The sequence below is a fragment of the Streptomyces sp. 796.1 genome (genome assembly GCF_047525675.1).
GTDB lineage: Bacteria > Actinomycetota > Actinomycetes > Streptomycetales > Streptomycetaceae > Streptomyces.
Genome location: NZ_JBLIWA010000039.1, coordinates 210,968 through 234,770, shown reverse-complemented (window position 1 = coordinate 234,770; position 23,803 = coordinate 210,968). Strand labels below are relative to the sequence as shown.

Genomic DNA, 23,803 nt, shown 5'->3' with positions numbered 1-23,803 from the left:
TTGCCCACGGGGTGCGGCGGGCCTGGGCTGCGGGGCGAGGTGGTGGGGGGTGGGGCAACTCTCGCTTGGTCGTACAGGCCGGTGGCAGTGGGCCGCCTGAGATCGGGACTGTACGGGGGTGAGGTTGCTGAGGGGATGCCTGCGGGCTGCTTGGAGGGACCACGACGAAGGTCGGAGGAGCCCCCGTGCCCCCGTGCCCTCCAGCGGGGATCGACGCCCGTGCCAGCGAAGACGAGCCCGGATTCCGCAACCCCGCGCGCGAGGTTGCTCGCCGGGCACGGAGGCCGGCCGCATTCCGCGCTCGGTGTCGCGCGCCGCCGGGCGAGGGCGGGTCTCACTTCCTTCTCTGCCCCCCCGCGCGAGGCTGTGCTCCGTGCTCCGTGCTCCGTGCTCCGTGCTCCGTGCTCCGTGCTCCGTGCTCCCGGGGATGATCCGCGGTCTGGGGGCTCCGTACGTCTGACGCGCGTGCGGGGGGGCGTGGCTGGCGGGTGACGAGAGGGGCCCGCGGGGTGAGGGCGGGCCCTGCCGGGGACAGCCCAGGGCTTTGGCGCGGGCTGCGGGTTGTGAGGGGGGCGATGGCTCCGTACGGGCTGTGTCGGGCCGGGGTAGCCATGTGGTGAGTGACTGCGCGCGCCGGGTGGAGCGAACCTCATAGCGAGCGTCGTGGCCGGCGCCGGCGGGCGGAGCGGGTGAGCGTGGGCAGCTCCGTCCGGCGTGAGGCGGCCGGAGGGCGGCCACGCCGGACGGGGCGGGCGGCTGACGTCCCGGATGCGTCGCGCCGGTGCCCGCCCCGTGGCACCGTGTCGGCTCCGCTCCGACTCCGTTCAGTGTCGCCCGCCCCGTCCGTGGTTACGGGGCAGGTGCCCCGTAACCGGTTACAGGTCAATGCCGGTGAAGACCAGGACGCGCTCGTAGGTGTAGTCGTCCATGGCGTAGCGCACCCCTTCGCGGCCGACGCCGGACTGCTTGGCACCGCCGTAGGGCATCTGGTCCGCGCGGTAGGACGGTACGTCGCCGATGATCACGCCACCGACCTCCAGGGCGCGGTGCGCGCGGAACGCGGCGCGGGTGTCGTGGGTGAAGACGCCGGCCTGGAGGCCGTACTTGGAGTCGTTCACGGCCGCGAAGGCGGCTTCCTCGCCCTCGACCCGCTGGAGGGTGAGCACGGGGCCGAACACCTCCTCGTGGGCGAGGGTCGCGTCGGCCGGGACGTCAGCGAGGACGGTGGGCGCGTAGGAGGCTCCGTCGCGCTTGCCGCCGGCCAGCAGGGTCGCCCCGCCCCGTACGGCTTCCTCTACCCACGATTCGACGCGCTTGGCCGCGTCCTCATTGACCAACGGTCCGACTTCGGTGGCGGCGTCCGAGGGGTCACCGGTGACCTGTGCTTCGACGGCCGCCACGATCCTCGGCACCAGGCGCTCGTACACCGACGCGTCGGCGATCACCCGCTGGACGGAGATGCAGGACTGGCCGCCCTGGTAGTTGGAGAACGTCGCGATGCGGGTCGCCGCCCAGTCGAGGTCCGCGTCGGAGGAGAAGTCGGGGAGTACGACTGCCGCTCCATTGCCGCCCAGTTCCAGCGTGCAGTGCTTACGGGGCACCGAGTCCATGATGGCGTAGCCGACCTTGTCGGAGCCGGTGAAGGAGATGACCGGCAGCCGTTCGTCCTGCACGAGCGCAGGCATGCGGTCGTTCGGCACCGGGAGTACCGACCAGGCGCCCGCCGGGAGGTCGGTCTCGGCCAGCAGCTCGCCGAGGATCAACCCGGAAAGCGGAGTGGCGGGCGCCGGCTTCAGGATGATCGGCGCGCCGACGGCGATGGCGGGGGCGATCTTGTGCGCACAGAGGTTGAGCGGGAAATTGAACGGGGCGATGCCGAGCACCGTGCCCCGCGGGAAGCGGCGGGTGAGCGCCAGCCGCCCTGCCCCACCGGCATCAGTGTCCAGGCGCTGGGCCTCACCGCCATTGAACCGCCGGGCCTCCTCCGCGGCGAAGCGGAACACGGAGATCGCACGGCCGACCTCGCCACGGGCCCACTTGATGGGCTTGCCGTTCTCCGCCGAGATCAGTTGGGCGATCTCCTCGGTGCGCTCCGTGAGGCGCTTCGTCACGTGGTCCAGCGCTGCCGCCCGTACGTGCGCCGGGGTGGCGGCGAACTCGGCCTGCACCGCCACGGAAGCGGCCACGGCCTCCTCGATCTGGGCGTCGGTGGGAACGCTCACGGTGCCCACGAGGCGGTTGTCCCAGGGGGAGGTGACGTCGAAGGTCTCGTCGCCGGTCGCCGCGCGGCCAGCGATCCAGAAAGCGTGAGTGGCAGATTCTTGAGTGACTGACACAGCGAATCCCGGCCCTTCCGAAGTGGTGGAGATTGGTGCGGTGCGTGGTCGCGAAACGGTGCAGGGCAACCGACGGGGCGCGCCGGGGCACCGCCACTGGCGGCACGCTCGCGCCCTCCCGGCCCAAGGGACCGGACCTGTGTTCCGCCCTTGGCCGGAGCGGCCCAACTCTGGTCTGGCCACCCACCGGAGCACTGGCACACATTCGCTGCCCCCACCGTAGGGGCGAGGTCACCACGCGGCGTTTATCCGCCCCGTAGCACTGTTCACGCGCTACAGGCCGGATTGGCACGTGCGGTCGCGGCTCGTGCCACCTTCGCCTGTGCCTTCGCCCGCACCTTGGCCCACGCTGTACGGGGATGCCGGCAAGCGGGCTCGCGCCTACGGCCCGAGGATCTGTGCCGCGCCCCGCGTCAACCTCGCGCGCGGAGGTCAGCGGTACGGGGTGGGTGGGCAGCGCACGGGGCACGGAGCGGCGGAACCTCCCGCACGGAGCACGGAGCAACGGGAAGGACCTGCCGAGGGTTACGGGGCAGGAGGAAGTCCGTGGGCGGGGCGGGGGTACGGAGGGCAGCAGCGGACCTGCATCAACCCGACACTGCAGCACACTACGGCGCAGCAATCGAACGGATCAGGCCCCGGCGGGGAGGTAGCGGGGAGCAGGAAGCACGGCAGGAGACGGCGCAGCACTGCCAGGCAGAGCCCGACCACCCCAAACCGCCGGCGTATGCGCGGAGACCGTCGCGCGCGTGCCGCGCCTGGGCTCCAGTCCGGCTACGCGCCCGTGGCCTTCAGGGCGAGCCACAGCTCCATGCGGACGTCGGGGTCGTCCAGTGAGCGGCCGAGGATCTCTTCGACCCTGCGCATGCGGTAGCGGAGGGTGTGGCGGTGTACGCCGAGTTCGGCTGCGGCGGCGTCCCACTGGCCGTGTCGGGACAGCCAGGCCCGCAGGCTCGCCACGAGGTCGCCCCGCCCCGTCGCGTCGTGGTCGTACAGGGCGCGCAACAGCCCGTCGGCGAACGCCCGTACCGCGTCATCGGCCAACAGCGGCAGGACCGAGCCCGCGGCGACCTGCTCGTGCTCGACGAGGACCCGGCCACGGCGGCGCGCCACCGAGAGGGCCTGTTCGGCCTGCCGGTAGGCGGCGGAGGCTGCGATGGGGCCAGCGGGAGCAGAGAGGCCGATGACGACGCCGTCGTCGATGTCGGTGGCCTCGCGCGGGCGGGGGCGCGCCGTGCCACCGCGGTGCGCCTCGGTGGTGGTGGCGTACTCCGCACACGCCCGCACCGCGGCGCCGCCGTCGGAGGCGAGCACGATGAGCCGCGCGCCGTCCGGGACGATCAGCACCGCCTCCCCCGTACGGACACAGGCGGCCTCGACGGCGTCCGCCAGGGAGCCCAACGGTTCGCCGGACCCCGCGGCCGTTGGGCTGCATGGGGCCGTCGGCGCGGAGCCGGACGGTGGCGTGCGCGGGGCCGCGTGCGCGGGTTCGGGGGCGGGGGGCACGGGGCCGGCGGGCGTCGCCCCACGGGGCAGGGGCCTGGGCTCCGTGCCGTCGGTCTCCGGGGCCGTGGGGAGGGCCGTCGGGTGCGGCCCAGGGGACGCTTGCGGTTCGTGAGCACGGGGCGTGGTCGGCGTCGTGTGCGGGCCGGCCGGGAGGGCTTCCGCAATGAGCATCCGGAACGGGGCGTCGAGCAGTCCCCCGTACAGTTGCCCGGCCACGGCGCGCGCGTGGTCGGGTTCGCCCGCGAGCAACATGCGCAGGACCGCTGCACCGAGCCGCTGTTCGGCGTCGCGCAGCGCGCGGGAGCGCTCGGTGGTGAGGGTCAGCAGGGCGACGGCGGAGTGCACCGCGTAGCGCTCCGCCGTACCCAGCGGCGCTGCGGTGCCCACGGCCAGGACGCCCCGTGTGCGGCGCCCGATGCCCAGTGTCTGGAGTTCGACCCGGTCGGTCGCCTCCTCCCCGTCCGCCTCCGTGGCCCCCACGACCGCGCTGGCCGGCGCCGGCCGCCCGCGCAGCCGCTCGACGTCACTGGTGAGCCGCGCCGCCCGGCGCGCGGCCCAGTCGGGCGCGGAGCCGATCAGTGCTCCGGACACGTCGTACAGGGCGGCCCAGCCGTCCAGGTGGGCGGCGAGCCTGGCCAGGAGCTCCGTGGGGCCCTCGGCTCCGATGGCGGCGCGGGTGAGCTCGCGCTGTGCCTCGAACCCCGCGGTGACGGCGCGGTACTGATCGGCGGCGATGGCGGCCGAGACGGCCTTGCTGATCGCGATGAACGGGGTACGGGGCGGCACGCCCAGCAGCGGCAACCCGGCCTCACTGGCGGCCTGGACGAGCGCCGCCGGTGCCTGTTCGTAGTTGACGCCGACGGCGAAGCCGAGGCCGACGACTCCGGCGTCGACGAGGCGCCGTACGTAGCGGCGCATGGCGTCCGGGTCCTCGGCGTCCAACTGCATGGCGGTGGTCAGCAGCAGTTCGCCGCCATCCATGTACGGCACGGGGTCCGGCAGCTCGCTGACGTGCGCCCACCGCACGGGCACGTCCAACCGGTCCCCGCCCGCCAGCACGGTCAGCTTCAGCGTGGAGTGGTGAACGAGTGAGGCGAGCGTGGGAGGCATGGCACCTTCGTTGCGGCTTCGGACGGCTTCGCTTCGACGGACGCGAAGAGTGCGCCGTCCCGTACGAACGGCTCTTTCCGATTCTGCCTCAATGGTGGAAAGCGCAGGTATCCCACGTGAGGTAGGGCGCGGGAGCACAGTTCGCCTCCCGCGCCCCCGCTCCGGACTGCGGTCCCGCTGGTCAGGTGCGCAGATCGACGAGTACGGGTGGAGCGCTGGGGCCCCGTACGGAGGTGAGGGACAGCACGGCGTGGCCGGGCGGCACGGAGTGGGCGAGCTCGGATGCCGACCAGCGTTCGCGCTCCACGGTGCGCGTGGTGACCGACTGGGCGGTGGCGGCCTTGCCGGTGGCGACGCGTCGGATGAAGTGCAGCACCTTGGTGAACGGTTCGTCCGAAATGATCTGCCGGTCCGTGACGTCCTGCATCTGGACCCACTCCTTGCCCCACACCTCGGCGAAATGGGCCCCGTCCCAGGTCGTCAGGCCGGCGTACGCCATCCGACAGCCCACGGCGCCGAGCAGCGCGCTGCGCAGGCCCTCGGGCACGTCGTCCAGGGTACGGAGCGTGAGGACGGCGCCCGCATTCACGGAACGCAGACGTTGCAAGGCGCGCAACGCTTCCGGGGTGATGGCGTACGAGGCGTCGTCGAGCACCAGGCAGGCGAAGAGCGAACGGTCCGTGCGGCTGACGGCGCCCTCCGCGAACTGCGCCAGAACCAGCCGGGCCAGCAGCCGGGACGCCTCCGCGTACCCCCGCTCCGGCAGGTCGATCCGTACCCGCAGCGGGTGGTCCAGGGAGCGCAACGAGAAGGGGCGGCTGGCCCCGTCGGTCCGGAAGAAGTCGGCGAAGGCGGGGCGGTCCAGAAGCGCGAGTCGTTCGGCGAGTACGGCCCCGATGTCGCCCGCGCGCGTGGCTTGGCGCTCGCGCACGTCCAGCTCGCGTGCCTGAGCCTGCTGGCCGGTCGCCTCCAGGACCTTGCGCAGCGCCAGCCAGGCCGGCGCGGAGCCCTCCAGGAGCTCGCGGAGCTCGGGCACGGAGGGGAACCGGCCGTGGGCCGTCCGGAAGGGGCCGAGCAACTGCGCGATCGCGGTGCTCGCGCGCTGGCTCTCGCCGCCGGGAAGGGTGAGGGCGAGATCGCCGATCAGGGCCTCGGCCAGGATGCCGCCCGCCTCGTCGGCGTCGGTGGCGCCGCCGTACAGGTCGAGGTCGTACGCCGAATCGGGCCTGCCGATCTTGACGACCACGTCGAACGCGTCGTCCGGCCCCAGTCCGGCGCCGGCGGCGCCGACGGCTACCACGGCGGCCTGCCCGGCCAGCGCCTGTAGACAGAGCGTCTCGACGACTGGGCTGACCAGCCGCACCGTCTTGCCCGAACCCGCCGGCCCGACCGCGAGCAGCGACGTGCCCAGCACCCCGGGGTCGAGGGCCAGGCCGACGCCCCGGTGCTGGTACGGGTTGCGCGGGTCGTCGGCCGCGGTGCCCAACCGGACCTGCCGGGTGAGGAGGTCGTGGCGCGCGCCCCGGGTGGGGAGGTTCCGCGCGCCCGAGGGGTGCGCGCACGCTGCGGCACCGTGCCGCAGCACCGTGTCGGTGAAGGCCGGCAACCGGCCCGGGTGGGCCTGCACGGAGCGCCACGCCTGGGTGAGGCGCGCGTGATCCACATCGTTCATCAGGCCGGCCTGCGCGTCCTGGGCGAGCCGGTCGGCAGCGCTCTGGGCCCCGGCTTCTCGAAGCTCAGGCCACTGCGCGGGGTCGGCCGCCGGATCGGCCGGCGGGCGCGAGGGGTCGGCTTGCTGCTCCCGCAGGTGGCGGGCCAACGGGGCGAGGAGTCGGCGGGCTAGTTCGGGCCAGTGGCCAGCTTTGGCGAATCCGGCGAAGATCAGGGCGCCAAGAGCATGCTCGTAGATCCACACCTGGTCGACATATGCCTGCCTATCAAGCTCCCCGTTCTCATTCCTGTACCACGAGCTTCGGGTGAGTTGCTCAAACGGCCACATGTAAAAAGAACCAAAAGTGGCATTAATGATCAATCTCCATAGTATCCACGCGCACAGCCCTGACACGAAGGCGCCGATCAGTAGGCCTCGTGTCGGCACGCGCTCCGGCTCCTCCGCCGGCCGAGGCCGATGCCCAAAAGCCCAGATGCCCGGCTCCGTCACGCGCCGCGGGGTGCGGAGCCACTCCAGGAAGGACTGCTGCGGCGGTGCACCAGGGGGCGCCGGCGGAACTGCCGGGCGCGGTGCAGCCGGCGAGCCCCCGTACGAGCCAGCCGCTGGATGCCCTCCGTGCGATGACGGCACCGTCGGCGGAGCCCCAGCCGCTCCGTGTGACAGGCCCGACGGCGGCGCGACGGGCGGCGCGGGCATCCCGCCCCCGGCTGCCACCGGCCCAGCCCCAGCCCCGGGCACACCGGCCACCCACACGCCAGCCCCCCGCGCTCCCCCCGCCTGCCCCGGCGCCCCCGTCGCCCAGCCGGCCCCGGGCGCTGGAGCGACGGGCCGTGCGGTGTGCGGGGCAACCGCCGGGGGCGGTGGCACGGGGTGCGACGCGGGCGCCGGGTGGCCCGGCACCGGTGTCTCCAGAGGCAGCGGTGGCCACACCTGGGGCGCCGCGTCCGCGGGGCCGGCCGGTGCGGCAGGCGGCAGCGGCTGTCGTGCCCGATCAACCGTCGGATGCGGCACGGCCTCGGGTCGCGTGCCCCGCGCGTCGTAGCTGCCCTCGGTGTCCATCCGCTGCCCCTTGCCCCCTGTGCTGACCTGCCGGCTGCTCACACTCAACTACCCGCTGCGGCGCACCGGGCCACACCCGGGTCGTACCGCGCACGGGGCCCTCGCCGCGGCCCCGTGTCCTGGCTACGGGTGCGCACGGCCGTACCACCGATGGCCGAACGCCCATGTCGTGGTCACGCGCTCCGCCCACCGTCGTGACGAATCCCGCCCCATGTACCGCCCGCCCGCACCGTCCGCCGCCTTACGGCCCCTCAATCTAGTGGCCCCGGCCCCGTCACCCCACGGCCCCGTGTAGCGGCATGCCGTTCGCTCCGCTATGTCCGGGCTCCACGCTATGTCCGTCGCGGACAACGCCACACGCCCACTTCTCCCGATCGGAACATGCCAGGGCCGGGGGACCGCCCCTAGCCTGCGAAGTAAAGCCGCCGCCATTCCTGCGTACCCCCCTGGAGCCCCACATGACCGAACTGTCCGGAGGCCCCGCCCTCCCCCAGGAGCGCCGCCTCGTCACCGCCATCCCCGGTCCGAAGTCCCAGGAGCTGTTGGCCCGTAAGGGAGCGGCGGTCGCCGGGGGCGTGGGCACCGTGCTGCCCGTCTTCGCCGCCCGCGCCGGTGGCGGGGTCATCGAGGACGTGGACGGCAACCGGCTGATCGACTTCGGCTCCGGTATCGCCGTCACCTCGGTCGGCGCCAGCGCCGAAGCGGTCGTCCGGCGTGCCGCTGCGCAACTCGCCGACTTCACCCACACCTGTTTCATGGTCACGCCGTACGAGGGCTACGTAGCCGTGTGCGAAGAGCTCGCGGCGCTCACCCCCGGTGACCACGCCAAGAAGTCCGCGCTGTTCAACTCCGGCGCGGAGGCCGTCGAGAACGCGGTGAAGATCGCCCGCGCCTACACCAAGCGCCAGGCGGTCGTGGTCTTCGATCACGGCTACCACGGGCGCACCAACCTCACCATGGCGCTGACCGCCAAGAACATGCCGTACAAGCACTCCTTCGGTCCGTTCGCACCCGAGGTCTACCGGGTTCCGGTGGCCTACCCCTACCGTTGGCTGACCGGCGCGGAGAACTGCGCCGAGGAAGCCGCCGCGCAGGCCATCGACATGATCAGCAAGCAGGTCGGGGCGGAGAACGTCGCGGCCATCGTCATCGAGCCGGTGCTCGGCGAGGGCGGATTCATCGAGCCGGCAAAGGGCTTCCTGCCGAAGATCGTCGAATTTGCGAACGCCAACGGCATCGTGTTCGTCGCGGACGAGATCCAGTCCGGTTTCTGCCGCACCGGGCAGTGGTTCGCCTGTGAGGACGAGGGCATCGTGCCCGACCTGATCACCACCGCCAAGGGCATCGCCGGCGGTCTTCCGCTGGCTGCCGTGACCGGGCGCGCCGAGATCATGGACGCCGCGCACAGCGGCGGCCTCGGCGGCACCTACGGTGGCAACCCGGTGGCCTGCGCGGCGGCCCTCGGCGCCATCGAGACCATGCGCGAGCAGGACCTCAACGCGAAGGCACGGCGCATCGAGGAGGTCATGAAGGGGCGCCTGCACGCGCTCCAGGAGAAGTTCGACATCATCGGCGACGTCCGCGGACGAGGCGCGATGATCGCGATCGAACTGGTGCAGCCCGGTTCCAAGGACCCGAACCCCGCCGCCGCCGGCGCACTGGCCAAGGCGTGCCACGCGGCCGGTCTTGTGGTCCTCACCTGCGGTACGTACGGCAACGTCCTGCGTTTCCTGCCGCCGCTGGTGATCGGCGAGGACCTGCTCAACGAGGGGCTCGATATCCTGGAGGAGTCCTTCGCCCGGCTGTGACCGGGTGACGGAGCGCCGCGCTCCCGCCCCGTCCCGCCCCCGGCTCGCGGCCGGCCCCGTCTCGCGCCCCGAAGCGCATCGTACGGGGCCGGCTGTGTCGCTCCGGACCGGCACCAGAGGGCCGACGGGGCAGGCGGGCCGATTCGGAAGGCGCCGTACGGGGCCGGCAACAGGCAGGGCTGCCGTCCGCTGGGGCCCTACGGGCGGTCTCCGCGCCCGCGCACAGAGCTGGCCCGCTCCCTCCACAGCGGCGGGGAGAATGGGAGTCCGACGGTTGCCACGGGGCGGGAACGGAGCGGATTCATGGGCGCACCACGCGCTACGGAGCCACACATGCACGTCGTGAAGAAGATGTGCGGGGGCAATGTCGAGCAAGTGATCCAGCTATCCGGCACGCCCCGCCTGACGTACGGTTCCCGCAGATGAGAGAAACACCCCGGCCGCGGGAGACCGCGGACGGTGCCGGGCCGGTGCATCCCCAGTCCCGTTCCGGTTGCGCCTCGGCGCACACCCCTGGAGTCTCTGGCTCTGGATCTCCTCACCGATCGGATGGCCGCCCGCCCCATACCCCCCGGGGCGTGCGGCGCCCCGATCGCGTTGGCAGCCTCGGAACCACCCCCCTTGTTCCGGGGCTGCCCCTCCTTCGTCGCACGCACCGATGGCTCCTCCTCGGTGTGGCGCTGCTGTTTTCCTTCCTCACCTGGCAAGTGGCTGCCGATGGTGGCGTACGCGCGCTGGACGAGCGTCTGGGCCGCTCCGTGGCGCGCCCGGGGGCGCTGCCGTCCGAACGCACGCCCTCGGCTCTCGTCGGCCGTATCGCTGAGCTCGGTGCCGACCTCGGCGGGGTGACGGCCGTCGTCCCGGTCGTCTTGGTGGCGGTGGTGTACGCGGCGTGGCGCGGGCGCCGGGCCCGGCTCCGTCTGTGGTGGTTGCCGCCGCTCTCCGCCGTGCTCGCCCTGGCCTCCGTACCGGCGGTCGTCGCTCCGTTGAAGGCATGGGTGGGGCGTACCGGGCCCGAAGGGGCCCCGCTGGCCGACGGCAGCGGCTACTTCCCCTCCGGCCACGCGGCCACCGCCGCCGTCGGCTACGGCGCGGCCCTCGTCCTCACCGTCTTCGCACACACCGCGCTCCGCCTCGGCCAACTGTCCAAGGCTCCGTCCGCCCCGGGCGTCCCGGCCCGCTCGTCAGCAGCGCCCGCGGCGCCCGTGGCCTCGCCGAAGACTGCCGGCCGTGGCCCCTCCCGCTGGACCTTGCGGTGGGCCACGGCGGCGATGGCCGCGTTGAACCTGGCAGTCGGTCTGGGCCTGGTACGCCGCGGCTACCACTGGCCGGCTGACGTGCTCGCCAGTTGGTGCCTGTCGGTCGTGCTGGTGTGCGGCGTCGTCTGGTCGGTGTACCGCGCCCTCGCCCGTCAGGCTCCTCCGTCCGACGGGGCCTCAAGTCCCGCAGCCGCCTCGTGCATGGCCCACTCCAGCACCACCGGGTCGACGAGGGCGCCCGAACCGTCCGGTGGGCTGAGCCACCGCACGCCCCCCGTCGACCGCCCCGGGTAGGGCACCACGATCCAGCCGCCCCGTCCCACGCCCCGTACGCCCGTGGCCAGCCACTCCGCGGAGGTACCTGGTGGCACAAAGAACCCCACCTGCGCGTCGCGGAAGTCGGCCAGTACGGGGCCCGGGTAGGGCTCGTACTGGCCCAGCACCTCATGCGTGCGGCTGCCCAACTCCCCCGGCATGATCAACACGTCCCACAACCGTCCGGCGGGCAACAACGTCACCCCCAGCGGGTGCCGGGCCCAGTCCGCGAGGCAGACCCCCGCGTCAGGTGCCGCCGATGCCAGCCATTGCAGTGCGCTCGCCGCCCCCGTGTCGCCCATCCCACTCGCCTCTCCCGCCCTGTGATGTCCGCATCGCGTGCGGTTCACGGGGGGAGACGGCGCCGCCACCTGTTCCTTACTCCAAAGACAGCTACTAGTTAGTAGTGAAGCCCGTCACACGCTCTCCGCCTATCGTGTGCCGGCGGCCAGCCCCACTGGACGGGGCAACGGAAGGGGCCAAAACAGCACCGCGGCCTCCGGCTCCAACCCCGCCTGGGCGCCCCGTGGGTTGCCCGGTGAGACCGAGCGTGGGAGCGGTTGGGACAATCCACTGATGGGAGCAGCAGAGAGCGCCTCCGGCACGGTGCCCGCGCGCGACGGCGGGCCGCGGAGCGTGGCCGAGGTGATCGAGCGTCTGGCACGGGGCGAGCGACTCAAGTACGTCCACTTCTGGGGCCACGAGCCACGCCGGGACGGAGCGCTCAGCGCAGCCTGCTTCAGCCAGTGGTGGCCTGCTCCGTTCACCGTCGAACAGGTCACTTACGCGACGGCCGAGCACTGGATGATGGCCGGCAAGGCCCGGCTGTTCGACGACACCGAGACGGAGCGCCGCATCATCGCCGCGCCCCACCCCGGTCAGGCCAAGGAACTGGGGCGCTCGGTCCGCGGGTTCGACGAGAAGGTGTGGCTGGAGCACCGATTCGAACTCGTCGTACGAGGCAGTGTCGAAAAGTTCAGGCAACACCCGGCCCTGCACGAGTATCTGCTGAACTCCGGTAACCGCATCCTCGTGGAGGCAAGCCCCGTGGACCGCATCTGGGGAATCGGCCTTTCCGCCGACGACGACCGCACCGCGAACCCAACCAAGTGGCGCGGCCTCAACCTCCTCGGCTTCGCCCTCATGGAGGCACGCCACCGACTCGCGTAGGTACGCGCACGGCAGCACATGCAGAGCAGCATCGTGGTCCGCAACGCCTGACTCCACGGGATGGGGCTGTACGGCGAACGGAGCGAAGCGGGCGGGTGCGATGGATCGCCAAGCCTGTGCAGGCTTGGCGATCTGCCCTGTACGGAGCACGGAGCGAGGGCCCGCTCCGTGCTCCGTACAGGGCGGGAATCAGGAACATCCCACCTGCCGACGGGGCAGTGGAATCCACGTGCCCCGCGGAGCGCGACGACGACGTCTGCCGGACGGAACGGCCCGCCCTTATCGCTCTTGGGCAGCAGCACGGAGCGAGTTGCTGCTCCGTGCTGGCGAGTGGCGCCCGGAGGCTACCGGCTGCCCGTCAGCCGCGCCGGGCCAGAGCCAACACTCGGAGAACCCCACACCCCACGCGTGCGCGCGAGGAGCCACGGAGCACGGAGCACGGAGCACGGAGCACGGAGCACGGAGCACGGAGCACGGAGCGTGAGTCTGCGGGGCCGGGGCCGGGGCCCGCGGCGCGATGCCGTGTCGCAGCACGGCGGTGCCGAAGAACGCGCCCACTCCGATGTAGGCGGCCTCATAGCAACGGCGGCGTCTCACTGGTCCAGCCAGGCCGGCCGGGCTAGTCAACACGCGGGCGGGCGAATCGTCATCGCCGGAGCGCGTGGTCGTCCGGATACGGCCGCTACACGCCCGCACTAGGTATCTCGCCCCGTCGCTCCGTCGTCAGCAACAAGATGGCCCGTACGTCGGTGCTGCCGTACGTGTCGTCGGAGTCGTCTCCGTCGGGGTCGTCCGCGCCGATGGCGACGTAGACGAAGATCATGGCCACGCTGGCCACGCAGGCAACGATGCCAATGATCAGACCGGCCAGCGCCGAGTTGCCGTTGTTCGCCTCGCCGCGCCGCGCCTTGCCCCGTGCGAGTGCGCCGAAGACGATCGCCAGGATCCCGCAGACGATGCCGAAGACGATGCTGAAGCAGAGCACCAGTCCAGCGATGCCCAGCACCAGGCTCGCTGTTCCCTGCGCGTTGTCGGGCCACCTGGTGTGCTGACCCCATGCCGCGCCGTACGGCGCCTGGTAGCCGTAGCCGTATCCGTAGCCGGGCCCCGGGGCCGGCGGGCCGACGGCGTAACCCGGGTAGCCGGCTCCGTGGGGGTGGTGTGCGGCACCCGGTTGGCCGTACGGGGCGGCGGCGTACGGGTAGGCACTCGGCGTTCCCGGGCCGGTCGGGGCCATGGGCGGCGGAGGCACCACGCTGGCGCCCGCGACACCGGGCGGTGCCCATGGAGCAGGCGGTGGGCTACCCACGTGAGCGGCTCCCTGCGGAGCCGGGGGACCCTGCGCAGCAGGGCTCTGTGCCGGTGACGCTCCGGAGGGCGCATCAGCGGCCTGTGGCGCCGGCGGATTGGTCACACCGCCGTCCGGGTGCTCTACGCCAACGGGGCCGCTCTGCGGCGGGTGGGCGCCGCCAGCGCCCATCGCGCACGTGGCACCGTTCGCCGGCTCCGTGCCGGCTTCGCCAGGCCGAGGCCCAGGCGCGGGCGTGGGCGCGTCGGCAGGCTCGGCAGGGGTGAGGTGGTCAGTCCGGCCCTCCCGAGCGGTCTCGTCGGACTGGACAGGTTGATCAGATTGATCAGGTCGGTCGGACATGTCGCTCCCCGTCAGAGATCTGGCCCTCGTGCGGGCTGAGGGTACGGGCGTCGATTACGGGGCCGTACCCCAGCCCTACGATGATCCAAGCGTGCCCCGTACCGGGCCCGTCCCCAGGAGGTTCTGTTGTCCGATCTGACCACGTTCATCGCCGGACTACCGAAGGCCGAGTTGCACGTGCACCACGTGGGCTCCGCCTCGCCCCGTATCGTCGCCGAACTCGCCGCACGCCACCCGGACTCCGGAGTCCCACAGGACCCGGCGGCGCTCGCTGAGTTCTTCACCTTCCGCGACTTCGCGCACTTCATCGATGTGTACCTCTCGGTCGTCGGCCTGATTCGCGACGCCGAGGACGTGCGGCTGTTGACGTACGAGATCGCCCGGGACATGGCCCGCCAGAACATCCGGTACGCCGAACTGACCGTCACCCCGTACAGCTCCATCCGGCGCGGCATAGCTGACGTCGCCTTCGTAGAAGCCATCGAGGACGCGCGCAAGGGGGCCGAGACGGAGCTGGGCGTCTCGCTCCGTTGGTGCTTCGACATCCCCGGCGAGGCCGGTCTTGAGTCCGCTGAGGAGACGGCGCGCGTCGCCCTCGATCTCCAGCCCGACGGCCTGATCAGCTTCGGCCTCGGGGGCCCTGAGATCGGCGTGCCCCGGCCCCAGTTCAAGCCGTACTTCGACCGGGCGATCGCGGCGGGACTGCACAGCGTGCCGCACGCCGGCGAGACCACGGGGCCGCAGACCGTCTGGGACGCGCTGACTGAGCTCCGAGCGGAGCGCATCGGCCACGGCACCTCCAGCACGCAGGACCCGAAGCTCTTGCAGCACCTGGCGGAGCACCAGATCCCGTTGGAGGTGTGCCCCACCTCCAACATCGCGACGCGCGCCGTGACGACGCTGGAGGAGCACCCGATCAAGGAGATGGTGGCGGCCGGAATCCTGGTCACGATCAACTCTGATGACCCTCCCATGTTCGGCACCGACCTCAACCAGGAGTACGCGGTGGCCGCGCGTCTGCTGGGCCTCGACGCCCGAGGCGTGGCCGAACTGGCCAAGAACGCCGTGGCCGCTTCGTTCCTCGACGCCACGGGCAAGACCAGGCTCACGGCCGAGATCGACGCGTACACGGCCGCACACCTGGCGTAGCACGTACGACACGGCCAACGCGCGAGGCCGTCTACATCCCGCACGTGGGTGTGGCGCCCTTCCGCTACGGGGCACGCGGCACGGCGCCCCGTCGGCTCGGCCCCGTGTCGACGGGGCCGAGCGGCGGCACGCTCGCGGATGACGTGTTCGTCGCGCGAATGACCAGGTTTCCGGCCCCGGCGCGCACCGTCACGGACGGCGGAGCGGTGCGCGACGGAGCGCATCCGAGGGCGCCACGGCAAGAATGGGGCGCATGTTCACCAGAACCGCACGCCCGGTCAGCAACTTCACCGCCGTCGCCCACCGTGGCGACCCGTACGAGCAGCGCGAGAACACCCTCGCTTCGATCCGTTCCGCACTGCGCGCGGGCGCGAACGCGGTGGAGATCGACGTACGCGTCACGCGCGACGGCGTGCCGGTCCTGCTGCACGACGCGTCGCTGAAGCGGCTGTGGGGCCACGACCGACCGCTGGCCGACCTCACGGCCGCCGAGGCCGGGGCGATCACGGGCGGCGGGGTGCCCACGTTGCACGCCGCACTCGACGAGATGGCCGGGGCCGGCCGGACGGTGCGTACCATGATCGACCTACCGGCGGCGTCCGCGGTGCCCGCGACCCTGGCCACGGTGCGGGAGGCCGGCGCGGGCGGCCGGGTCTACTACTGCGGCAACCTCGGCGCCCTGCGAGCCGTACGGCGGGCCGAGCCGGATGCGGAGATCGCGTTCACCTGGACCACGTTGGCGCCGCCGAGCCACGGCCTCCTCGCCGAGCTCCGCCCTCGTTGGCTCAACTACCGGTTCGGCATCGTCTCCCCCACGCTGGTGGAGCGGGCACACGCTGACGGCATGCTGGTCTCCGCCTGGACGGCGGACACGAAGCGCACCATGCGGCGGCTGATCCGGGCCGGCGTGGACGGCATCACCACCAACCGCATCAGCACACTGCGCGCGCTCGTCGAGCAGGGCACCTCCGCGGACCGCCGCTGACAACACTGCCGCACCCCGCGACCACGGACCCACCCGAACAGTGCCCATCAGCCGCCAGCCCGGCCGTCCCAGCCCCGACCCGCCGCCCCGTGCCCCACCCACCCCATCGGTGTCGAGCTCGAAGCAGGCGGCACAGCGCCAGCGCACCGCCCCTGGGTGCACCCACCGCGCTCCGTGCCCCGTGCCCCGTGCCCCGTGCCCCGTGCCCCGTGCCCCGTGCCCCGTGCCCCGTCAACAGCGTCGCCGCCTCGTGGCCCCGTAGTCCACCCACACCGCCACACCACACCAACCCCAGCCCCGCCCCGTACCGCCCCCGCCGCACCACACCGCGTGGCGCCACTGCATGCCCCAAGCCACCGCGCCCCCGGCTGCTCCCAGCCACACGCTCCCTGCCACTGCCACCGCAATGCCCTGCCCTGCCCGCTCCGGCATACGGCAACGGGCCGGCCCCGTACGCATTCCGTACGAGACCGGCCCGCTTCAGTTCGGGGTAGCAGCGGCCAGTAACACGCAGCCGCTACCGCCATGCGCCGCGCCGGTCGCCCCTGCCTGCCGGGCCCTGTGCGGCCGATGCTCCGCCACCGTCAGCCCGGACGTCCGAGGGCGTCGGCACGGGCGCGGGCACGCGCGACGCGGCCACGCCCGCCGCGCCGCAACGGAGCGCCGCGCGCCTCAGCCCTCAGCCCTCAGCCCTCAGCCCTCAGCCCTCAAGCGACGTCATCACGTGCTTCACGCGCGTGTAGTCCTCGAAGCCGTACGCCGAGAGGTCCTTGCCGTACCCCGACTTCTTGAAGCCGCCGTGCGGCATTTCGGCCACCAGCGGGATGTGCGTGTTGATCCACACGCAGCCGAAGTCGAGGGCCTTGGAGAGGCGCATCGCGCGCGCGTGGTTCTTGGTCCAGACGGACGAGGCGAGGGCGTACTCGACCCCGTTGGCGTACTCGATGGCCTGTTCTTCGCTGCTGAAGGACTGGACGGTGATGACGGGGCCGAAGACCTCCTTCTGGATGATCTCGTCGTCCTGCTTCAGGCCGGAGACGACGGTGGGGGCGTAGAAGTACCCCTTGTCGCCGACGCGCTCGCCGCCCGCTTCGACCTTGGCGTGGGCCGGGAGCCGGTCGATGAAGCCGGCGACCTGTGCAAGCTGGTTGGCGTTGTTGAGCGGCCCGTACAGCACGTCGTCATCGTCCGGGGCGCCCGTCTTGGTGTCGGCGGCGGCCTTGGCCAGCGCGGTGACGAACTCGTCGTGGATCGACTCGTGGACCAGCACCCGGGTGGCGGCGGTACAGTCCTGACCCGCGTTGAAGAAGCCGGCCGTCGAGATGTCCTCGACCGCCTTGGCGAGGTCGGTGTCCTCGAAGACCACGACCGGGGCCTTGCCACCGAGTTCCAGGTGCACCCGCTTCAGGTCCTTCGACGCGCTCTCGGCGACCTGCATGCCCGCGCGTACGGAGCCGGTGATGGAGGCCATCGCGGGCACCGGGTGCTCGACCATCAGGCGGCCGGTGTCACGGTCGCCGCACACGACGTTGAAGACGCCCTTGGGGTGACCGAGTTCGGCCAGTACGCCACCGATGATTTCGGCCATCAGGACGGTCGACGCGGGGGTGGTGTCCGATGGCTTGAGAACGACGGTGTTGCCTGCGGCGAGCGCCGGGGCGAACTTCCAGACGGCCATCATCATGGGGTAGTTCCACGGGGCGACCTGCGCGCAGACGCCGATCGGTTCGCGCCGGACGATGGACGTCAGCCCCTCCATGTACTCGCCCGCCGAACGCCCCTCCAGCAGGCGCGCCGCGCCCGCGAAGAAGCGGATCTGATCGACCATGGGCGGAATTTCTTCGGTCCGAGTCAGGCCGAGGGGTTTGCCGGTGTTCTCCGACTCAACGGCGATCAGTTCCTCCGCACGCTCCTCGAAGGCGTCCGCGATCTTCAGGAGGGCCTTCTGCCGCTCGCCAGGGATCAGATCGCGCCACGCGGGGAAGGCCGCCTTGGCAGCGGCCATGGCGGCGTCCACGTCCGCCTCGGCGGACAGCGGGGCGCTGGCGTACGCCTCGCCGGTGACCGGATTGACCACCTCCGTGGTCCGCCCGTCGGCGGCGTCCCGGAACTCCCCGTCGATGTAGTTGCGCAAACGACGCAGCTCGGTGGTCACAGCCACCCCTCCCTGCCTGGTTGTCCGATGGGTGAGACACCCACCCTAGCCTCCAGGTTGACGCTTTCGACATACCCACTCGCCGAAAACTGCGGAATCAGTCACTCAGCCGATCCCAAACAACGAATTTCAGCATTCTAGAGTTGCGACACGGCCGAGTCCTCGTGCACAGTGAGCCGGGTGGCCACACCTGACAAGCACAGTTCGCCCTCGATCGACGCCGTCTCGCTGGCGATCATCGAGCAGCTCCAGGAAGACGGACGGCGCCCGTACGCCGCGATCGGCAAGGCCGTGGGCCTCTCTGAGGCGGCGGTGCGACAGCGCGTACAGAAGCTGCTCGACCAGAACGTGATGCAGATCGTCGCCGTCACCGACCCGCTCACCGTGGGGTTCAGGCGCCAGGCGATGGTCGGCATCAACGTGGAGGGGGACCTCGACCCCGTGGCCGACGCCCTGACGGCCATGGAGGAAGTGGAGTACGTCGTCGTCACGGCGGGCTCGTTCGACCTGCTGATCGAGATCGTCTGCGAGGACGACGACCACCTCCTGGAAATGATCAACAAGCGGATTCGCACGCTGCCCGGCGTGCGCTCCACCGAGAGCTTCGTCTACCTCAAGCTCCGGAAGCAGACCTACACCTGGGGAACGAGATAGCCATGAGCGTCAACACCGATCCGGCGGCGACCAACGCGCGCCATTCCAAGGCGGCGTACGACCACCTGTGGATGCACTTCACGCGCATGTCCTCGTACGAGAACGCCCCCGTGCCCACCATCGTGCGCGGCGAGGGCTCGTACGTGTACGACGATCAGGGCAAGCGGTACCTCGACGGGCTGGCCGGGCTGTTCGTGGTACAGGCCGGGCACGGCCGGACGGAGCTCGCCGACGCCGCGCACAAGCAGGCGCGGGAACTCGCCTTCTTCCCGGTGTGGAGCTACGCGCACCCCAAGGCGATCGAACTGGCCGAGCGGCTCGCCCACTACGCGCCAGGTGACCTGAACAAGGTCTTCTTCACCACCGGCGGCGGCGAAGCCGTGGAGACGGCCTGGAAGCTCGCGAAGCAGTACCACAAGCTGACCGGCAACCACACCAAGTACAAGGTCATCTCGCGCGCCGTCGCCTACCACGGCACGCCCCAGGGCGCACTGTCCATCACCGGGCTGCCCGCGCTCAAGGCTCCGTTCGAGCCACTGGTGCCCGGCGCGCACAAGGTCGCCAACACCAACATCTACCGGGCGCCGCTGCACGGGGACGACCCGGTGGCGTTCGGCCGCTGGGCCGCCGACCAGATCGAGCAGCAGATCCTGTTCGAGGGGCCGGAGACGGTCGCCGCCGTGTTCCTCGAACCGGTGCAGAACGCCGGCGGCTGCTTCCCGCCCCCGCCCGGCTACTTCCAGCGGGTCCGCGAGATCTGCGACCAGTACGACGTGCTGCTCGTCTCCGACGAGGTGATCTGCGCCTTCGGCCGCCTGGGCACCATGTTCGGATGCGACAAGTTCGGCTACGTGCCGGACATCATCACCTGCGCCAAGGGCATGACCTCCGGCTACTCGCCGATCGGCGCCACCATCGTCTCCGACCGCATTGCCGAACCGTTCTACTCGGCGGACAACACCTTCCTGCACGGCTACACCTTCGGCGGCCACCCGGTCTCGGCCGCCGTCGCCCTGGCCAACCTGGACATCTTCGAACGCGAGGGCCTCAACCAGCACGTCCTCGACCACGAGGCCGCCTTCCACACCACCCTCTCCCGCCTCACCGACCTCCCGATCGTCGGCGACGTGCGCGGCAGCGGCTTCTTCTACGGCATCGAACTGGTCAAGGACAAGCACACCAAGGAGACCTTCACCGACGAGGAGTCCGAGCGCCTTCTGTACGGCTTCGTCTCCAAGAAGCTGTACGAGAACGGCCTTTACTGCCGCGCCGACGACCGGGGCGACCCGGTCATCCAGCTCTCCCCGCCCCTCATCGCGGACCAGGCCACGTTCGATGAGATCGAACAGATCGTACGGGGCGTCCTGACGGAGGCCTGGACCAAGCTCTGAGACCAGACCTACGCGGCGCCGCCCCCGCTGCCCTGCTTGGCTTGGCCTTTTAGCGCGATCTGACTGGCCCCGCCTGGCTGCCCTAATTGACTCGGTCTGGCTGGCTCGGTCCGGCTCCGCGGCTGCCCCTGCTTAGGTGCGCTCCGCCTCGTACGGCGGTGGGGGCGGGGCGGCGGTGGGGGCGGGCGCAGGGCGGGGGCTCGGGGGCGGGCAACTGGGCGTGCGCCCGCGCCCCGGCCCGAGAGCCTCGGAGCGCACGGCCAGAGGACCAGCAGTCGCTCTGGCTGGGCAACGGAGCACGGGGTCGACGGGGCGCGGGGCGCGCAGGACTCAGGACTCAGGACTCAGGACTCAGGACTCAGGACTGATGGTGCGAGCCTGCGGGGCAGCCGGGCGGGTAGGGAGCCGGGGCATGGCACTGACGGGGCGAATTCGTAGGACGTGGCGATGGCGGCCCGGACGCCGTTTCGGAGGTAGGGGTACAGAGCGGCGGGGGCAGCCGAGGGCGGAGATGGCCCGACCCCTACAAGTTGGTCGACTACAGGTGCTCCGTGCCCCGTAAGCGGGTCAGCGTCGGTCAGCACGCCGTACACCGCACCTCGCGCGCGAGGCTGCGCCGCCCGCTCCGTGCTCCGTGCTCCGTGCTCCGTGCTCCGTGCTCCGTGCTCCGTGCTCCGGCAGTGTCCGGATGGAGTCGGCACCTGGGCAAGCCCACCGCGTACGGACACACGGAGCCGCGGAGCCACGAAGTGAGCGGGGCTCACGCCGCCGCCGTCTGCGCGAGTCACCGACGTTCAACGGGCGGTCCGCGTGCGGCGCAATCCACTCTGTGCGACCACATCCGCTACGCCCATCACATCCAGCACGTCCCCGTCTCATCACGCACTCCGGAGCACGCATCAGACTTGGCGCAAACGGCTGATTCGAGGGCTGATCGGAGGAATGGAGCCGCGTCGATCCCGTGGTTGTGGGCTGTTCCGCCGTCCGATTCCTTACCGTGCCAGTGACCGATCGTCCCTGTCTTCGTTCACTCAGCCAGGGAACGCGGACAATCGTCAGCAACCGAGGTACTTCCATGGTGGCTCCGCCCGACAACGATGTGCTGTGGGCGCGCGCCCTCACCTATGCCTACGGCGGTTCCCCGGCACTGACCGGAGTCTCCCTCGGGGTGCCTGAAGGGGAGATCCTCGCCGTGTCCGGGCCCCGTGGCTCGGGGAAGACCACCCTGCTGCGCTGTCTGTCCGGCCAACTCCTGCCCGACAGCGGCGAGGTGTGGTTCAACAGCGCACCGGTGCACACTCTGACGCCCCTCGCGCGGGAACGGCTGCGTGGCGAACGGTTCGGCTGGATCGACCCCGAGCCGTTTCTCGTACCTGAACTGACCGCCTGGGAGAATGCCGCGCTCCCCCTCATGCTCCGCGGCGTACGACGCAAGAACGCCAAGCACATGGCACACGAATGGCTCGACAGGCTCGACGTCGGTGAGTGCGCACGGAGCCGCCCCGCCGCGCTCCTCCAGGCGCAGCGACAGCGCGTCTCCGTCGCCAGGGCCCTCGCCGCAGAACCGGCTGTCCTGTTCGCCGACGAACCGACCGCCCCGCTGCACGCGGCCGACCGCGAACAGGTGCTCCGCACCATCACCACGGCAGCACGCTCACACGGCATCACGGTGCTGCTCACCTGTCAGGGCTCGGAGGTCGAATCACTGGTCGACCGCTCCATCTCGCTCGTCGACGGTCGCCGCAGCGGGCCGGCAGTCGCCCCTGACGCGGAGGGCAATGCGGCGTGTTCAGTCTCCGCCTAGTCCTGGGTGCCGGCCCGCTGGTTCAGGTGCGGCGGTCGCTGGTCGCCCTCGCGTCCGCGGGGGTGGGCTTCCTCCTGTTGTGCTCGCTGGGGTACGCACTGGGGCATCCTGACGAGACGTCCGAGTCCGTCACCCGGCTGCTCTGGTGCGCGGCTCCGGTTGCCGCCACGGTCCAACTCGCCCTTACGGTAGACCGCGTTGACTCACCGACCCGTTCCGTCCCACCGGGTCTGGCCGCGGCCGGCTACGGCCCCTTTCGTCGGTCACTGCTCGCTGCTTCTTCAATCGCGCTGATCTGCTCCGCCGGCAGCCTGCTCGCGCTCGTCGTCTTCCTCTACCTACGGGGCAGCCTGGTCGCCCCGCCATCTGACGAGCCCGTCATCGATGTCCTAGCCGTGGGGTACCACCTTCCGGCCGGCGCCGTACTGACCCTCCTCTCGGTGCTGCCCGTCCTCGCTGCGGCAGCCAGTGCCTACGGCTACCGGGCGCACGTCCCATCGAACGCGCGCCCTACCCGTGCGCCACGGAGCGCACGCGCGGCGCGCACTGCCGCAGCGATCGCTGCCGCTTCCTGTCGCCCTGCCCCGTACGTCTCCCGAACCGCGCTGGCCTCCCCAGAACCGGTCGCCCCGCCCACCAGCATCGCGCAGTCAGGAGGCCCACCCCTCGGCGTCGAGGTGGCCGCTCCGTCAACCGCAGCGACACCGGAGCCGGCGAGCACCGACAGCGCCCCGTCACCTCACACCGCTGGCAGGACGGCTGTCTCCCCCTCCACCGCCGAAGTGGCGGGCCTGCCGTGGGGAGTCGCGTTGATCTCGGCGGGTTTGGCGCTTGAGGCGTACGTCAGCCGCGACGCGCCCACCACCCAGGACCTCATCCCCATGCCCGGCCAACTGAGCGGCTCGGCCATCGCCGTCCTCACAGCCTGGTTCCTGGCCTCGGTGGGGCTCGTACTCGCCGGCCCCGGCCTCGTACGCGGCTGCGGCCAACTGCTCGCGGTGGGGCGACCGGGAGCCGTACGGCTCCTCGCGGGACGCGGGCTCCAGGAGGAGGCGGGGAGACTCGGCCGCCCCCTGGGGGTGCTTTGTGTGGTCGCCAGCAGCACCTACATGGCGGCCCGGCTCCACGACGCCGTACCCGGACTGACGGCCGACCGTCCGATCGGCCCCCTGACGGGCCTCGGCGCCGCACTCGTCGTGGGGTGTACGACAGCCACCGCACTCCTGACCGCGTGGGAGAGCCGTCACGCACGTGCCGCAGCCACCGGGGCGCTGCTCCGCCTCGGCGCTACCCGAACCGCGCTCCGCAATGCTGCCGCGCTCCGAGTAGCGGCCGTCATGGCGGTTCTCGCCAGCCTCACCTGGCTGGTCGCCGAACTAGCCGTCACGCCCCTCGTGCCGTGACCCGAACGCAGCGCCCGACCATGAGTCGACCCACACCAGCCCCGGCCTAACGCCCACCTGCAAGCCCGCGCGCACCGGTCTGTCACTTCGTCCGTGGCTGGTCAACCAGTACGGCAAGCAGCGCAACGTCGGGTGTGGTCTGTTGGCATCGCAACGGAATCACCGCGCTGCCAGCACCACATCAAACACGCTCCGTACGCGCGTGATACCCACCCGGCGTGGTCACTGGCTCCCCCTACGCTCCGTGCCCCCGGCGATGATCGTCGGTCCGTACCAACAAAGACGAACCCGATTCCGCACCTCGCGCGCGAGGCTGCGCCGCCCGCTCCGTGCTCCGTGCTCCGTGCTCCGTGCTCCGTGCTCCGTGCTCCGTGCT

Annotated in this window: 14 protein-coding genes; 9 read left to right on the top strand and 5 right to left on the bottom strand. The window is 71.5% G+C overall.

Translation table 11 applies throughout. The features are described from left to right. Positions 1-875: 875 nt before the first annotated feature. From ACMA1D_RS24790 to ACMA1D_RS24780, 3 genes are all read right to left on the bottom strand, one after another. Positions 876-2,336, bottom strand: a complete 1,461-nt coding sequence (locus ACMA1D_RS24790; protein WP_414726205.1) for an aldehyde dehydrogenase family protein — start codon at positions 2,334-2,336, stop codon at positions 876-878. A 774-nt stretch (positions 2,337-3,110) separates the two neighbouring features. Continuing rightward, positions 3,111-4,952, bottom strand: coding sequence for a PucR family transcriptional regulator ligand-binding domain-containing protein (locus tag ACMA1D_RS24785; protein ID WP_414726204.1), 1,842 nt, complete (start codon positions 4,950-4,952; stop codon positions 3,111-3,113). Positions 4,953-5,133: 181 nt separating this feature from the next. Beyond that, positions 5,134-7,320, bottom strand: a complete 2,187-nt coding sequence (locus ACMA1D_RS24780) for an ATP-binding protein (RefSeq protein ID WP_414726203.1) — start codon at positions 7,318-7,320, stop codon at positions 5,134-5,136. Between the two features lie 821 nt (positions 7,321-8,141). Between ACMA1D_RS24780 and gabT the strand changes: the two genes are divergently transcribed. From gabT to ACMA1D_RS24765, 3 genes are all read left to right on the top strand, one after another. Then, positions 8,142-9,491, top strand: coding sequence for a 4-aminobutyrate--2-oxoglutarate transaminase (gene gabT / locus ACMA1D_RS24775; RefSeq protein ID WP_414726202.1), 1,350 nt, complete (start codon positions 8,142-8,144; stop codon positions 9,489-9,491). 674 nt (positions 9,492-10,165) lie between these two features. Continuing rightward, positions 10,166-11,044 (top strand): phosphatase PAP2 family protein, encoded by an 879-nt coding sequence (locus ACMA1D_RS24770; protein ID WP_414726201.1) that lies wholly within the window; start codon positions 10,166-10,168, stop codon positions 11,042-11,044. A gap of 597 nt (positions 11,045-11,641) precedes the next feature. After that, entirely contained in the window at positions 11,642-12,235 is a 594-nt protein-coding gene (locus ACMA1D_RS24765; protein ID WP_414726200.1) for an NADAR family protein, read from the top strand. Positions 12,236-12,917: 682 nt separating this feature from the next. Here the strand turns inward: ACMA1D_RS24765 and ACMA1D_RS24760 are convergent. Then, a complete protein-coding gene (locus ACMA1D_RS24760) occupies positions 12,918-13,472 on the bottom strand; it encodes a DUF4190 domain-containing protein (RefSeq protein WP_414726199.1) in 555 nt (184 codons plus the stop codon). A 540-nt stretch (positions 13,473-14,012) separates the two neighbouring features. Between ACMA1D_RS24760 and ACMA1D_RS24755 the strand changes: the two genes are divergently transcribed. Continuing rightward, complete coding sequence (locus ACMA1D_RS24755; protein ID WP_414726198.1) at positions 14,013-15,035, top strand: adenosine deaminase; 1,023 nt, start codon at positions 14,013-14,015, stop codon at positions 15,033-15,035. Positions 15,036-15,288: 253 nt separating this feature from the next. Beyond that, complete coding sequence (locus ACMA1D_RS24750) at positions 15,289-16,020, top strand: glycerophosphodiester phosphodiesterase (RefSeq protein ID WP_414726197.1); 732 nt, start codon at positions 15,289-15,291, stop codon at positions 16,018-16,020. Between the two features lie 700 nt (positions 16,021-16,720). Here the strand turns inward: ACMA1D_RS24750 and ACMA1D_RS24745 are convergent. After that, the gene (locus ACMA1D_RS24745) at positions 16,721-18,175 is read right to left on the bottom strand and encodes a gamma-aminobutyraldehyde dehydrogenase (protein WP_414726196.1); all 1,455 of its coding nucleotides are present in this window, start codon (positions 18,173-18,175) and stop codon (positions 16,721-16,723) included. Positions 18,176-18,346: 171 nt separating this feature from the next. Here ACMA1D_RS24745 and ACMA1D_RS24740 point away from each other — a divergent pair, with 171 nt between their 5' ends. From ACMA1D_RS24740 to ACMA1D_RS24725, 4 genes are all read left to right on the top strand, one after another. Beyond that, entirely contained in the window at positions 18,347-18,829 is a 483-nt protein-coding gene (locus ACMA1D_RS24740; RefSeq protein WP_414726195.1) for an Lrp/AsnC family transcriptional regulator, read from the top strand. A gap of 2 nt (positions 18,830-18,831) precedes the next feature. Beyond that, positions 18,832-20,220, top strand: a complete 1,389-nt coding sequence (locus ACMA1D_RS24735; protein WP_414726194.1) for an aspartate aminotransferase family protein — start codon at positions 18,832-18,834, stop codon at positions 20,218-20,220. A gap of 1,075 nt (positions 20,221-21,295) precedes the next feature. Next, complete coding sequence (locus tag ACMA1D_RS24730; RefSeq protein ID WP_414726193.1) at positions 21,296-22,024, top strand: ABC transporter ATP-binding protein; 729 nt, start codon at positions 21,296-21,298, stop codon at positions 22,022-22,024. After that, on the top strand, positions 22,006-23,427 hold the full coding sequence (locus ACMA1D_RS24725; protein ID WP_414726192.1) for a hypothetical protein: 1,422 nt from the start codon (positions 22,006-22,008) through the stop codon (positions 23,425-23,427). Before ACMA1D_RS24730 ends, ACMA1D_RS24725 begins: the two co-directional genes overlap by 19 nt. Positions 23,428-23,803 lie beyond the last annotated feature (376 nt).

Coding starts and splice junctions, on each gene's coding strand:
- ACMA1D_RS24785 (WP_414726204.1), bottom strand. CDS start 4,952: ATGCCTCCCACGCTCGCCTCACTCGTTCACCACTCCACGCTGAAGCTG.
- ACMA1D_RS24780 (WP_414726203.1), bottom strand. CDS start 7,320: ATGCCCGCGCCGCCCGTCGCGCCGCCGTCGGGCCTGTCACACGGAGCG.
- gabT (WP_414726202.1), top strand. CDS start 8,142: ATGACCGAACTGTCCGGAGGCCCCGCCCTCCCCCAGGAGCGCCGCCTC.
- ACMA1D_RS24765 (WP_414726200.1), top strand. CDS start 11,642: ATGGGAGCAGCAGAGAGCGCCTCCGGCACGGTGCCCGCGCGCGACGGC.
- ACMA1D_RS24760 (WP_414726199.1), bottom strand. CDS start 13,472: ATGGCCCCGACCGGCCCGGGAACGCCGAGTGCCTACCCGTACGCCGCC.
- ACMA1D_RS24750 (WP_414726197.1), top strand. CDS start 15,289: ATGTTCACCAGAACCGCACGCCCGGTCAGCAACTTCACCGCCGTCGCC.
- ACMA1D_RS24735 (WP_414726194.1), top strand. CDS start 18,832: ATGAGCGTCAACACCGATCCGGCGGCGACCAACGCGCGCCATTCCAAG.
- ACMA1D_RS24730 (WP_414726193.1), top strand. CDS start 21,296: ATGGTGGCTCCGCCCGACAACGATGTGCTGTGGGCGCGCGCCCTCACC.